Origin of the sequence: Sphaerotilus sp., assembly GCF_031429695.1 — a bacterium.
Lineage (GTDB): Bacteria > Pseudomonadota > Gammaproteobacteria > Burkholderiales > Burkholderiaceae_C > Sphaerotilus.
This window is the reverse complement of record NZ_JANPAB010000107.1, coordinates 42,636-54,885: the sequence shown is the minus strand read 5'-3', so window position 1 is coordinate 54,885 and position 12,250 is coordinate 42,636. Positions and strand designations below refer to the sequence as shown.

The 12,250-nt window shown below is 66.9% G+C and carries 13 protein-coding genes; 12 read left to right on the top strand and 1 reads right to left on the bottom strand.

Annotation, left to right across the window (positions count from 1 at the left end; all coding sequences use genetic code 11):
• The first annotated feature begins 32 nt into the window (after positions 1 to 32).
• Genes RMP06_RS20090 through RMP06_RS20050 form a run of 9 tightly spaced genes read left to right on the top strand, consistent with a single transcriptional unit; the run spans position 33 to position 7,832 of the window.
• A complete protein-coding gene (locus RMP06_RS20090; protein ID WP_310463568.1) occupies positions 33 to 2,363 on the top strand; it encodes a heavy metal translocating P-type ATPase in 2,331 nt (776 codons plus the stop codon).
• Positions 2,364 to 2,366: 3 nt separating this feature from the next.
• Entirely contained in the window at positions 2,367 to 2,582 is a 216-nt protein-coding gene (gene ccoS / locus RMP06_RS20085) for a cbb3-type cytochrome oxidase assembly protein CcoS (RefSeq protein WP_310463567.1), read from the top strand.
• A 9-nt stretch (positions 2,583 to 2,591) separates the two neighbouring features.
• The gene (gene ccoN / locus RMP06_RS20080) at positions 2,592 to 4,037 is read left to right on the top strand and encodes a cytochrome-c oxidase, cbb3-type subunit I (RefSeq protein ID WP_310463566.1); all 1,446 of its coding nucleotides are present in this window, start codon (positions 2,592 to 2,594) and stop codon (positions 4,035 to 4,037) included.
• 18 nt (positions 4,038 to 4,055) lie between these two features.
• Positions 4,056 to 4,697, top strand: a complete 642-nt coding sequence (gene ccoO, locus RMP06_RS20075) for a cytochrome-c oxidase, cbb3-type subunit II (protein WP_310463565.1) — start codon at positions 4,056 to 4,058, stop codon at positions 4,695 to 4,697.
• Positions 4,698 to 4,709: 12 nt separating this feature from the next.
• Positions 4,710 to 4,883, top strand: coding sequence for a cbb3-type cytochrome oxidase subunit 3 (locus RMP06_RS20070; protein ID WP_310463564.1), 174 nt, complete (start codon positions 4,710 to 4,712; stop codon positions 4,881 to 4,883).
• Entirely contained in the window at positions 4,876 to 5,784 is a 909-nt protein-coding gene (ccoP, locus tag RMP06_RS20065) for a cytochrome-c oxidase, cbb3-type subunit III (protein ID WP_310463563.1), read from the top strand. Before RMP06_RS20070 ends, ccoP begins: the two co-directional genes overlap by 8 nt.
• Positions 5,781 to 7,205, top strand: a complete 1,425-nt coding sequence (gene ccoG / locus RMP06_RS20060; RefSeq protein ID WP_310463562.1) for a cytochrome c oxidase accessory protein CcoG — start codon at positions 5,781 to 5,783, stop codon at positions 7,203 to 7,205. The genes ccoP and ccoG overlap by 4 nt, the downstream gene beginning before the upstream one ends.
• A gap of 43 nt (positions 7,206 to 7,248) precedes the next feature.
• Positions 7,249 to 7,485: a hypothetical protein gene (locus tag RMP06_RS20055; protein WP_310463561.1), complete on the top strand. Its 237-nt coding sequence runs from the start codon at positions 7,249 to 7,251 to the stop codon at positions 7,483 to 7,485.
• A 2-nt stretch (positions 7,486 to 7,487) separates the two neighbouring features.
• Positions 7,488 to 7,832: a hypothetical protein gene (locus RMP06_RS20050; protein WP_310463560.1), complete on the top strand. Its 345-nt coding sequence runs from the start codon at positions 7,488 to 7,490 to the stop codon at positions 7,830 to 7,832.
• A 21-nt stretch (positions 7,833 to 7,853) separates the two neighbouring features.
• Here the strand turns inward: RMP06_RS20050 and fnr are convergent, their stop codons facing one another.
• Complete coding sequence (gene fnr / locus RMP06_RS20045) at positions 7,854 to 8,591, bottom strand: fumarate/nitrate reduction transcriptional regulator Fnr (protein ID WP_310463559.1); 738 nt, start codon at positions 8,589 to 8,591, stop codon at positions 7,854 to 7,856.
• Positions 8,592 to 8,697: 106 nt separating this feature from the next.
• Here fnr and hemN point away from each other — a divergent pair, with 106 nt between their 5' ends.
• From hemN to icd, 3 genes are all read left to right on the top strand, one after another.
• Positions 8,698 to 10,128 (top strand): oxygen-independent coproporphyrinogen III oxidase, encoded by a 1,431-nt coding sequence (gene hemN, locus RMP06_RS20040; RefSeq protein WP_310463558.1) that lies wholly within the window; start codon positions 8,698 to 8,700, stop codon positions 10,126 to 10,128.
• Positions 10,129 to 10,156: 28 nt separating this feature from the next.
• A complete protein-coding gene (locus tag RMP06_RS20035; RefSeq protein ID WP_310463557.1) occupies positions 10,157 to 10,879 on the top strand; it encodes an urease accessory protein UreH domain-containing protein in 723 nt (240 codons plus the stop codon).
• A 62-nt stretch (positions 10,880 to 10,941) separates the two neighbouring features.
• Entirely contained in the window at positions 10,942 to 12,195 is a 1,254-nt protein-coding gene (gene icd / locus RMP06_RS20030) for an NADP-dependent isocitrate dehydrogenase (RefSeq protein WP_310463556.1), read from the top strand.
• The last annotated feature ends 55 nt before the right edge of the window (positions 12,196 to 12,250 follow it).

Below are 12,250 nucleotides of genomic sequence, written 5' to 3'. Positions count from 1 at the left end.
TGGGGCGTTGAACTTCAAGAATAGCGCAAGCCATGATTTCTGCCTCTGCCACCTCCGTGCCCACTGCCGCCCTCAGCCCCACCCAGGCCGCTGCCGTCAACGATCCCCAGCAGCAGTCCACCTTCACCCTGTGGCTCGACGACGGTCAGGGCGGCGAGCTGGGTCAGTCGCGCCTGCTGCTCGGCGGCCTGCATTGCGCGGCCTGTGCCGGCGTGATCGAGGACGCGCTGCATGGCGTGGACGGTGTGCGCGCCGCCGAGGTCAGCGGCGCTGCCCAGCGGGCGGTGGTCACCTGGGATCCGCGGCGAACGCAGGTTTCTGCGCTGATCGAGGCGGTGCGGCGCGCAGGGTACAGCGCGTTTCCGGACACGGGCGCACAGGCCGTGGCGCTGGCGACCCGCGAGACGCGCCAGTCGATCTGGCGGCTGTTCGTGGCGGCGTTCTGCATGATGCAGGTGATGATGTATGCGACCCCAGCCTACGTGGCCGCTGCCGGTGACATCACGCCCGACATGGTGCAACTGCTGCGCTGGGCGAGCTGGGTGCTGACGCTGCCGGTGATGGTGTTCGCGGCCGGGCCGTTTTTCAGCGGCGCGTGGCGCGGCTTGCGGCAAGGGTGCATCAGCATGGACCTGCCGGTGGCGCTGGGCATTGGCGTCACCTTCATCGCCAGCTCGGCAGCGACCTTCGACGCCCGCGGGCCGTTTGGCTCGGAGGTGTATTTCGACTCGCTGACCATGTTCGTCAGCTTCCTGTTCGGTGCGCGGGTGCTCGAATCCCGTGCCCGGCAGCGTGCAGCGCAGTCGTTGGATGGCGTGATGCGTCGCCTGCCGGATGCAGTCGAGCGGCTGGACGCACAGGGGCAGGGCACGCTGGTACCCGCGTCGTCGCTGGCCGTGGGCGACCGCGTGCGTGTACACGCTGGGCAGGCGTTTGCTGCGGACGGTCGCGTGGTCGAGGGCCGCACGTTGATCGACGAGGCCATGTTGTCGGGCGAGTCGCGGCCGGTCGACCGGGCGGTCGGTGACGAGGTTTCTGCAGGGTGCATCAACCTGAGCGCGCCGGTGGTGATGCAGGTGCTGCAGCTCGGCGCACAGACCCGCTACCAGCGCATCGTGGCGCTGGTCGAGCGGGCCCTGACCGAGCGGCCGGCGTTTGTCCTCGCCACCGACCGCATCGCCGCGCCCTTCCTCTGGGCGGTGCTGGCGCTGGCGGCTGCGGCGTGGGGTGTCTGGATGGTCATCGACCCGGACCGCGCACTGTGGGTGGCCGTGTCGGTGCTGATCGTGACCTGTCCGTGTGCGCTGTCGCTGGGGGCGCCGGTGGCCTTGCTGGCGTCGGCCGGCGAGCTGGCACGGCGCGGCATCCTCGTGCAGCGTCTCGATGCGCTGGAGATCCTGACCCGTGTGCAGGACGTTGTCTTCGACAAGACCGGCACCGTCACCGAGGACCGGCTGGTGCTGGCGAACACCCGTGTGCTGCACCGGACGCCGGACATCGCCGGGGAGATCCTGCAGAGCCTGGTGGTCGGGCTGGCGCAGCAGTCGCGGCATCCGTTGTCGCGTGCGCTGGTGGAGAGTTACCCGTCGCGTGATCGGGCAGAGTTGGTGCTGGATGCGGTTTCCGAGCAGGCCGGGTCGGGGTTGGAGGCCACCGCCCGCTTCGACGACCGGGCGCTGCGGGTGCGCATGGGCGCGCCGGGCTGGTGCGGGGTACCCGAGGGGGTGGATCTGCCCGATCGGCCGACCGTCTGGCTGGGCATGGAACTTGACGGACTCCTGCAGCCGGTGGCGTGCTTCGAGTTCGACGAGGTGCTGCGCGCCGACGCCATCTCGGGTGCCGCCGGTCTGGCCCAGGCGGGGCTGGCGCTGCACTTGTTCTCCGGCGACCAGACCGCCAGCGTCGAGACCATGGCCCGTCGTCTGGGCATCGCCGACGCCCGCGCCCGCTGCACGCCGCAGGACAAGCTCGCCGGTGTGGAGGCCCTGCAGGCCGCGGGCCGCGTCGTGGCGATGGTGGGCGACGGCATCAACGATGCGCCGGTGCTGGCGCGCGCGGACGTCTCGATCGCACTGGGCACCGCCGCGGCGCTGGCCCAGGCCCGCGCCGACGTGATCGTGCTGTCGGACCGCATCGAGGATCTGCCCGTCCTGATCGACACGGCGCGCCGCACCGTGGCGATCGTGCGACAGAACCTGCGCTGGGCGCTGTTCTACAACGCGGCCTCGGTGCCGCTGGCGCTGGCGGGCTGGTTGCCGCCCTGGCTGGCGGGCATCGGCATGGCGGGCAGCTCGCTGGTGGTCGTTCTCAATGCCCTGCGGCTGACCCGCCGGCGTCTCCCCGGCCCTCTGGGCAAGGCCTGAACGATGGACATCCTGTTCCTGCTGATCCCCCTGTCGGTGGTCCTCGTTTTCCTGATCATCGCGGTGTTCGCGTGGGCCTTGAAGAGCGGCCAGTTCGACGACATCGAGCGCGAGGGCGAACGCATCCTGCGCGCCGACCGCGACGAGCTTGATGCCGATCAATCCAGTGCGCCTTCGGCTGCCGAAGAATCGCGGCCGAGGATCGAGAGAGTTTCCTAGGAGCAAGCAATGACAATCAACACAAAGACGGCTGGCCCCGTCTTCACCGATACGGCCGTGCGGCAATTTGCCCTCGCCGCGGTGGTCTGGGGCATCGTGGGGATGCTGGTCGGGGTCGTGATCGCGGCCCAGCTGGCATTCCCTGAAATGACAAACGGCATTCCGTGGCTCAGCTACGGGCGCTTGCGACCGCTGCACACCAATGCGGTGATTTTCGCGTTCGGCGGTTGTGCGCTGTTCGCGACCAGCTACCACGTGGTGCAGCGCACCTGCCAGACCCGGCTGTTCGCGCCGGCACTGGCCCAGTTCACCTTCTGGGGCTGGCAGCTCGTCATCCTGTCCGCGGTGGTCTCGCTGCCGCTGGGCATGACCCAGGGCAAGGAATACGCCGAACTCGAATGGCCGATCGACCTGCTGATCGCCGTGGTGTGGGTGAGCTACGCCGTCGTGTTCTTCGGCACGGTCGGCATCCGCAAGGTCAGCCACATCTATGTGGGCAACTGGTTCTTCGGCGCCTTCATCCTCGCGGTCGCGCTGCTGCACATCGTCAACAGTGCCGCCATTCCGGTGTCGGTCTGGCCGATGAAGTCCTACTCGGCCTACGCCGGGGTGCAGGACGCCATGGTGCAGTGGTGGTACGGCCACAACGCGGTGGGTTTCTTCCTGACCGCGGGCTTCCTGGGGATGATGTATTACTACATCCCGAAGCAGGCCGGCCGTCCGGTCTACTCGTACCGCCTGTCGATCGTCCACTTCTGGGCGCTGATCTTCACCTACATGTGGGCGGGTCCGCACCACCTGCACTACACCGCGCTGCCGGACTGGACGCAGTCGGTCGGCATGATCTTCTCGCTGGTGCTGCTGGCCCCCAGCTGGGGCGGCATGATCAACGGCATCATGACCCTGTCGGGCGCGTGGCACAAACTGCGTGACGACCCGATCCTGAAATTCCTGATCGTTTCGCTGTCGTTCTACGGCATGTCGACCTTCGAAGGTCCGATGATGTCCATCAAGACGGTGAACGCGCTGTCGCACTACACCGACTGGACCATCGGCCACGTCCACTCCGGCGCGCTGGGCTGGGTGGGTCTGGTGTCGATCGGCTCGCTGTACCACCTGATCCCGCGCATGTTCGGCCGCAAGCAGATGTTCAGCATCCGCGCGATGGAGCTGCACTTCTGGATCGCCACCATCGGCATCGTGCTCTACATCGCCGCGATGTGGATTGCCGGCGTGATGCAGGGCCTGATGTGGCGCGCCACGAACCCGGACGGCACGCTGGTCTACAGCTTCGTCGAAAGCGTCAAGGCCACCTATCCGTTCTACGTCATCCGCCTCGGCGGCGGCGTGATGTACCTGTCGGGCATGTTCATCATGGCCTGGAACGTGGTGAAGACGGTCCAGGCCGGCAAGGTCGAACCCATCGCCATCCCGGCTCTCGTCGCCCACGCCTGAACCGGAGCACCCCACACCATGGCCCAAGCTAACCGCCCTGTGTCCGGTCACGAGAAGATCGAGACCAGCAACTTCCTGATGATCGTCCTGACCCTGATCACCATCCTCTTCGGTGGTCTGGTCGAGATCGTCCCGCTGTTTTTCCAGACGTCGACGACCCAGCCGGTCGAAGGCCTCAAGCCCTACACCGCGCTGCAACTCGCCGGACGGGACGTCTATCTGCGCGAGGGCTGCTACAACTGCCACTCGCAGATGATCCGTCCCTTCCGCGCCGAGACGCTGCGCTACGGCGACACGTCCAAGGCCGGCGAGTTCGTCTACGACCACCCCTTTCAGTGGGGCTCGAAGCGCACCGGTCCCGACCTGCACCGCGTGGGCGGCAAGTACAGCGACCAGTGGCACCGCGTGCACATGAACAACCCGCGCGACGTGGTGCCCGAGTCGAACATGCCAGCGTATTCGTGGCTTGATAAGGCGCCTGCCAACGCTGGCATCGGCGCCAACATGACCGCGCTGCGCAAGGTCGGTGTTCCTTACACCGACGACGAGATCGCCAAGGCCGGCGACGAGGTCAAGGACAAGACCGAACTCGACGCCGTCATTGCCTACCTGCAGGTGCTGGGCACCGCAGGCAAGGCCCCGGCCGCAACGGCCAAGTGAGCGAGGTGTGCCATGGACATCGTCAATGACCTGCGCAGCTTCGTGACAGTGGGCTTTTTCATCCTGTTCCTGGGCATCGTCGCCTGGGCCTATTCCAGCCGCAATCGTTCCGCGTTCGACGAAGCCGCCGCGCTTCCGTTCCTGGACGAGGACAACAAGACATCCAACGGAGGCACCCATGAGTGACTTCACTTCCAGCTTCTGGTCGTGGTACGTGATCGCGATCACCGTGGGCGGGCTCGCCTTCTGCGTCTTCATCCTGGCGGTGGCGAGCAAGCGCACCGTGATGGCCGACGACAACTCGACCGGCCACACCTGGGACGTCGACCTGCGCGAGATGAACAACCCGCTGCCGCGCTGGTGGATGGGGCTGTTCATCCTGACGATCGTGTTCGCGGCGATCTACCTGACCCTCTACCCGGGCCTGGGCATCGCCAAGGGCACGCTGAACTGGACCTCCGAGGGGCAGCTGCAGGCTGAACATGCCAAGGCCCGTCAGACCATGGCGCCGCTGTACGCGCGGTTCATGGCGATGACCCCGGAAGCCCTGGCGCAAGACAAGCAGGCCATGGGCATCGGCGAGCGCCTGTTTGTCAACAACTGCGCCGGTTGCCACGGCTCGGATGCCCGCGGCAGCAAGAGTTTCCCGAACCTGACGGACACGGACTGGCTCGGCGGCTCCGGCGTGGACTACATCGCCAAGACCATCGCCGAGGGACGGCAGGGGATGATGCCTCCGATGGGCGCAGCGGTCGGTTCCCCCGAGGACATCAAGAACGTTGCCAACTACGTGCTGAGCCTGTCGGGCAGCGCCCACAACGCGATTGCCGCCCAGCTCGGCAAGAGCAAGTTCGGCGCCTGCGCGGCCTGCCACGGTGCGGATGGCAAGGGTACGCAAGCCCTGGGCGCACCGAACCTGACCGACAGGGTCTGGCTGCATGGCTGGGGCGAGGCGGCAATCATCGCGATGATCAACGGCGGCAAGACCAACGTCATGCCACAGCACGCCTCGCGCCTGTCGCCCGAGCAGATCCAGGTGCTGGCCGCCTACGTCTGGAGCCTGTCCCACAAGGGTGACAAGCCATGACCTCCCCGGCCACCGGCCAGCCGGTGGTGAAAACCGTCTCGCTCTACCAGAAGACCCAGAAGATCTATCCGCGCTCGGTCCATGGCTACTTTGCCAACTGGCGCTGGGCGCTGGTCTGGATCACCCAGATCGTGTTCTACGGCACGCCCTGGCTGCTGTGGAACGGGCGCCAGGCGGTGCTGTTCGACCTGCTGACCCGCCGGTTCTACATCGGCGGGCTGGTGCTCTACCCGCAGGACTTCATCTACCTGACGGGCTTGCTGATCATCTCGGCGTACGCGCTGTTCCTGTTCACGGCGGTGGCGGGGCGTCTGTGGTGCGGCTACGCCTGCCCGCAGACGGTCTACACCGAGATCTTCCTGTGGTTCGAGCACCGCTTCGAGGGCGACCGCGCCCAGCGCATGCGGCTCGACGCGGGTCCGTGGACCGGCGAGAAGTTCCTGCGCAAGGGCGGCAAGCAGCTGGTGTGGATCCTGTTCTCGCTGTGGACGGGCTTCACCTTCGTCGGCTATTTCACCCCGATCCGCTCGCTGGCGGCTTCGGTGCTCTCGCTGGGCCTGGGTCCGTGGGAGTGGTTCTGGGTGCTGTTCTATGCGCTTGCCACCTATGGCAACGCCGGTTTCATGCGCGAGCAGGTGTGCAAGTACATGTGCCCCTACGCGCGCTTCCAGAGCGCCATGTTCGACAAGGACACGCTCATCATCAGCTACGACGCCGAACGCGGTGATCCGCGCGGCGCCCGTGGCAAGAAGGTCGATCCGAAGTCGAAGGGCCTGGGCGACTGCGTCGATTGCGGCGTGTGCGTGCAGGTCTGCCCGACGGGCATCGACATCCGCAACGGCCTGCAGTACGAGTGCATCGGCTGCTCGGCCTGCATCGACGCCTGCGACAACATCATGGACAAGATGGGCTACGCGCCCGGCCTGATCCGCTACGCCACGCAGCACAGCCTGCAGCAGCACCTCACGCGTGCCCAGATGTGGCGCCGCGCCTTCCGGCCGCGGGTGCTGATCTACACGGCGATCCTGGTGCTGATCGTCGGTGCCGTGGGCGCGAGCCTGTGGCTGCGTTCGCCGTTCCGCGTCGATGTGGTGCGCGACCGCGCGACACTCGCCCGCATCGTCGATGAAGGGCGCATCGAAAATGTCTACCGCCTGCAGATCATGAACGCCACCGAGCAGCCGCAGCGCTTCCGCATCGCGGCCAGCGGCCTGCCGGACCTGAAGGTGGACCCGACCGGGGACATCGAGATCGGATCCGCCGAGGCGCGCTGGGTGACGGTGTCGGTGCAGGCGGGCTTCGAGGCGGCCAACCAGGCTGGCCCGGGTACGCACGAGATCCATTTCGATGTCGAGCGGGTCGAAGCGAAGGGCGCGCCCGCGGTGGTGCGCGAGAAGTCGACCTTCATCGTGCCGCGATGAGACTGCCACGACTGTCTGCGAGTATTTGCCCAGGAGTTACAACATGACGACACGCAACACGCCCCCTGCCGACAAGGACACGATGCCCTGGTGGAAGTACAAGATGGTGTGGCTCGTCATCGGCGGTCCGCTGACCGTGGTGGTGGCCAGTTTCGTCACGCTGGGGCTGGCGATCCATTACCCGGACCCGGTGCTGGAGACCACGGCTGCCGTCACCGACGCGGCCCACCTGCCGGCGATGCAGGGCCGCAACCACGCGGCCACCGGAGGCGTCAAGTGACCATGGACGATCCGCAGCTGGCGTCGTCCGACGACGAGGTCGAGCACTTCGAGGCGGGTGAGCCGGCCGATGTGGTCCCGCCGATGTCGCCGCCAGTGCGGCGCCTGGCGGCGGTGATGTGGCCGGCGTTCCTGATGGCGGGGGTGCTGGAGATGCTGGTGTTCTCGCTGGTCGATCCGGGCGAGCTGCACTGGCTGGGCGGGGCTGCGGTCGAGGCGGACCACAAGGCGGTCTACACCGTCGCCTTCTTCGCGTTCTGGGTGGTGATTGCGCTGGGCAGCGCGCTGACGCAGTTGATCCTGGTCGAGCCCAACGTGCTCAACAAGCCCTACCGCAACCACCTCTGATCGGTGGCGGCGGCGGACACGTCAGCAGTTCGCCGCGTTGACGACCTGCTGCAGCGCCGCCTGGTCGAGGATGCGGATATCGCGCTGCTTGACTTCGAGCAGACCGTCGTCCTGGAACTTCGAGAAGGTGCGGCTGACGGTCTCCAGCTTCAGGCCCAGGTAGCTGCCGATCTCCTCGCGTGTCATGCGCAGCACCAGCGCCGTGGGCGAGAAGCCCCGTGCCTGCAGCCGCTGCGTCAGGTTCAGCAGAAACGCCGCCAGGCGCTCTTCCGCGCGCATGCTGCCCAGCAGCAGCATCACGCCGTGGTCGCGCACGATCTCGCGGCTCATGATCTTGTGGAACTGGTGCTGCAGCAGCGTGAACTCGCGCGAGAGCGTCTCCAGCTGGCCGTAGGGAATCATGCAGACCTGCGAATCCTCCAGCGCAATGGCGTCGCAGGAGTGGCGGTCGGTGCTGATGCCATCCAGACCGAGCAGCTCGCCGGCCATCTGGAAGCCGGTGACCTGTTCGCGGCCGTCCACGGCCGAAACGATGGTCTTGAAAAAGCCGGTGCGCACCGCGTACAGCGCAGTGAAGGCCTCGCCGGCGTGGAACAGGCGCTCGCCGCGGCGCACGGCGCGCCGGGTGCCGATCATGTTGTCCAGGGAGACCAGCTCCTCGTCCGACAGGCCGACGGGCAGACACAGCTCGCGCAGATTGCAGGCCGAGCAGGCGACCTTGAGGGCGTCCAGGCGCGGGGTGGTCGACGGTTCTTGCATGTTGGAAACCCTGTTGATCAAGCTAGGCGGATTCTTGTGCATTGGCTGCGCACCACACTTGAGCTGCGTCAAGGCCGGCAGGCGCAAGGGCGGCACAGTGCGTGCCATGGAACATACGACATCCTCCCTTGGTCACGCTGACACGTTGGCGCCGGTGTTGACCAATGCCTTGCTGGCACGCATGGATGTGCCTGGCCCGCGCTATACCTCCTACCCGACCGCCGACCGGTTTGTCGAGGCCTTCACTGCTGGCCACTTGGTGCAGGCACTCGCGCAGCGCGCCGATCTGGGTGGCGTGGGCGGCGCGGGGGTGCCGATGTCGGTCTACGTGCATGTGCCCTTCTGCGAGTCGGTCTGCTACTACTGCGCCTGCAACAAGATCGTCACGCGCGACCACGGCCGGGTCGCCGCCTACCTGAAGGCGCTGGAGCACGAGCTGGACCTCGTCTGCCAGGCGCTGGGCGAGGCGCCCGAGGTCTCGCAACTGCACTTCGGCGGCGGCACGCCGACCTTCCTCGACGACGACGAGTTGCGCCACCTGATGGCGGTGATCGGCTCCCGGGTGCGGTTGCTGCCGCAGGGCGAGCACTCGATCGAGATCGATCCGCGCACGGTGTCGCGCGAGCGGCTGGCGCTGCTGAAGTCGCTGGGGTTCAACCGCATCTCGTTTGGCGTGCAGGACTTCGACGAGGCGGTGCAGCAGGCCGTTCACCGTGTCCAGCCGCATGCGCAGGTCGAGGCCTTGATGCGCGATGCCCGTGCACTGGGCTTCGACTCGGTCAATGTCGACCTGATCTACGGGCTGCCCCGGCAGACGCCCGAAAGTTTTGCGCGCACGGTGCGCCAGGTGGCGCTGCTGCGGCCGGACCGGATCGCGCTGTATGGCTACGCGCACCTGCCGACCCGCTTCAAGCCGCAGCGGCGCATCGTGTCGGCCGAGTTGCCCACCGGGGTGGACCGGGTTGGCATGCTGGCGCAGGCACTGGCCGGTTTTGTCAGCCATGGTTACCAGTACATCGGCATGGACCACTTCGCGCTGCCGGAAGACAGCCTTGCCCAGGCCAAGCGCCAGGGCCGGCTGCACCGCAACTTCCAGGGCTACAGCACGCAACCGGACTGCGATCTCATCGGGCTGGGCGTGTCGGCCATCTCGCGCGTGGGCGCCACCTACAGCCAGAACGCCAAGACCCTCGACGAGTACTACGACCTGCTGAAAGGCAACGCGCTGCCGGTCGTGCGCGGCCTGGCGCTGACACGCGATGATCTGGTGCGGCGGGCGGTGATCATGTCGATCATGTGCCACGGGCGGCTGAGCGTCGAGTCGGTGGCGCTGGCGCACCTGATTGACGTGCGCCAGTACTTCGCGCAGGAACTCGGTGCGCTGCAGGACCTGGAGCGCGACGGCCTCGTGACCCTGGACGATGACGGGCTGGAGGTCACGCCGATGGGCTGGTACTTCGTGCGCTCGGTGGCGATGGTGTTTGACCGCCACCTGCGCGCCGACCGCAGCCGGGAGCGGTTTTCGAAGGTGATCTGAAGCCGGATCAGCGGATCGAGGGGATCGGATGACAGGCGCACTGCTGCTGACAGCGGCATTGATGGGGCTGGCGGGCACGCCGCATTGCGCGGCGATGTGCGGGGCTGGCTGCGCGGCGGTCGCCCGGAAGTGCAAACCGGAGCAGCCAGCGAGTGCGGTGGCCGGCTTGCTGGCCGGGCGTCTGGTGGCCTATGCCGCTGCGGGGGCACTGGCGGCGTCGCTGGTGGGCGGGCTGCGCTGGCTGGCCGGCTCGGCGGGTTGGCTGCGGCCGGTCTGGACGGGGCTGCAGGTGTTTCTGCTGCTGCTGGGGCTGTGGATGCTGCTGAAGGGCCAGTTGCCGGCGAGCCTGTCGGCCTGGCTGGAGCTGCGCGGACGCCCGGTCCTGCCGGACGGCACCGCCCGCATCCGCATGCCCGGCGAGATGCGGGCGGCTGCCTGGGGGCTGTTGTGGCCTGCCTTGCCCTGCGGGCTGCTGCACGCAGCGCTTTTGCTGGCGGCGGTCGCCTCGACGCCCTTGGAAGGGGCTACCGTGATGGCCGTCTTTGCGCTCACCAGCACGCTCGGACTGCTGGCCGGGCCGCTGCTCTGGTTGCGCTGGGTGCCGGCGGCGCTGCGGGCGGCGGGCGCGCGCGGGGCGGTGTCTCCCGCGTCCTTGTCCTTGCGCATGGCCGGGGCGACCATCGTGGCGCTGGTGGGCTGGTCGTTCGGGCACGCGCTCTGGACCGACACCCTCGCCGCCTGGTGTGCCTGACATAGAATCATTTTCGACCCCGAATAGAACAAGTTCACCCACCGCACCACGGAGCCGGAACCATGTACGAGCACATCACGGTGCCTGCCGACGGGCAGAAGATCACCGTCAACGCGGACTTCTCGCTGAACGTCCCGAACCATCCGATCATCCCGTTCATCGAAGGCGACGGCACCGGTGTCGACATCACCCCGGTCATGGTCAAAGTGGTGGATGCCGCCGTCGCCAAGGCCTACGGCGGTGAGCGCCAGATTCGCTGGATGGAGATCTACGCGGGCGAGAAGGCCACCCGCGTCTACGGCCCGGACGTGTGGCTGCCGGCCGAGACGCTGGAGGTGCTGCGCGAGTACGTGGTGTCGATCAAGGGCCCGCTGACCACGCCGGTCGGTGGCGGCATCCGTTCGCTGAACGTCGCGCTGCGCCAGGAGCTGGACCTGTATGTCTGCCTGCGCCCGGTGCAGTACTTCAAGGGCGTGCCTTCGCCGGTCAAGGAGCCGCACAAGATCGACATGGTCATCTTCCGCGAGAACTCGGAAGACATCTACGCCGGCATCGAGTACGCGGCCGAATCGGAGAAGGCGAAGAAGCTGATCAAGTTCCTGCAGGAGGAGATGGGCGTCACGAAGATCCGTTTTCCGGACACCTCGGGCATCGGCATCAAGCCCGTCTCGCGCGAAGGCACCGAGCGCCTGATGCGCAAGGCACTGCAGTACGCCGTCGACAACGACAAGCCCAGCGTGACCATCGTGCACAAGGGCAACATCATGAAGTACACCGAAGGCGGCTTCCGTGACTGGGCCTATGGGTTGGCGCAGAAGGAATTCGGCGCGGAGCTGATTGACGGCGGGCCGTGGTGCAAGTTCAAGAACCCGAGGACGGGCAAGGACATCACGGTCAAGGATTCGATCGCCGACGCCTTCCTGCAGCAGATCTTGCTGCGCCCGTCCGAGTACTCCGTCATCGCGACGCTGAACCTCAACGGCGACTACATCTCCGACGCACTGGCCGCGCAGGTCGGCGGCATCGGCATCGCGCCGGGTGCGAACCTGTCTGACTCGGTGGCCTGCTTCGAGGCCACCCACGGCACCGCACCGAAGTACGCCGGCAAGGACTACGTCAACCCCGGCTCCGAGATCCTGTCGGCCGAGATGATGCTGCGCCACATGGGCTGGGTCGAGGCGGCCGACTTGATCCTGGCGTCGATGGAGCGTTCGATCGCATCCAAGAAGGTGACGTATGACTTCGCTCGCCTGATGGAAGGGGCGACCCAGGTGTCGTGTTCGGGCTTCGGGAAGGTGATGATCGACCACATGTGAGGCGCCGGGCACGCCGCTCCGGCACAGCAAAAAGCCCGCTTGCGCGGGCTTTTTG

Coding starts and splice junctions, on each gene's coding strand:
- ccoG (WP_310463562.1), top strand. CDS start 5,781: ATGACCTCCCCGGCCACCGGCCAGCCGGTGGTGAAAACCGTCTCGCTC.
- RMP06_RS20050 (WP_310463560.1), top strand. CDS start 7,488: ATGGACGATCCGCAGCTGGCGTCGTCCGACGACGAGGTCGAGCACTTC.
- ccoO (WP_310463565.1), top strand. CDS start 4,056: ATGGCCCAAGCTAACCGCCCTGTGTCCGGTCACGAGAAGATCGAGACC.
- ccoS (WP_310463567.1), top strand. CDS start 2,367: ATGGACATCCTGTTCCTGCTGATCCCCCTGTCGGTGGTCCTCGTTTTC.
- RMP06_RS20055 (WP_310463561.1), top strand. CDS start 7,249: ATGACGACACGCAACACGCCCCCTGCCGACAAGGACACGATGCCCTGG.
- ccoN (WP_310463566.1), top strand. CDS start 2,592: ATGACAATCAACACAAAGACGGCTGGCCCCGTCTTCACCGATACGGCC.
- RMP06_RS20035 (WP_310463557.1), top strand. CDS start 10,157: ATGACAGGCGCACTGCTGCTGACAGCGGCATTGATGGGGCTGGCGGGC.
- RMP06_RS20070 (WP_310463564.1), top strand. CDS start 4,710: ATGGACATCGTCAATGACCTGCGCAGCTTCGTGACAGTGGGCTTTTTC.
- icd (WP_310463556.1), top strand. CDS start 10,942: ATGTACGAGCACATCACGGTGCCTGCCGACGGGCAGAAGATCACCGTC.
- fnr (WP_310463559.1), bottom strand. CDS start 8,591: ATGCAAGAACCGTCGACCACCCCGCGCCTGGACGCCCTCAAGGTCGCC.
- hemN (WP_310463558.1), top strand. CDS start 8,698: ATGGAACATACGACATCCTCCCTTGGTCACGCTGACACGTTGGCGCCG.
- ccoP (WP_310463563.1), top strand. CDS start 4,876: ATGAGTGACTTCACTTCCAGCTTCTGGTCGTGGTACGTGATCGCGATC.
- RMP06_RS20090 (WP_310463568.1), top strand. CDS start 33: ATGATTTCTGCCTCTGCCACCTCCGTGCCCACTGCCGCCCTCAGCCCC.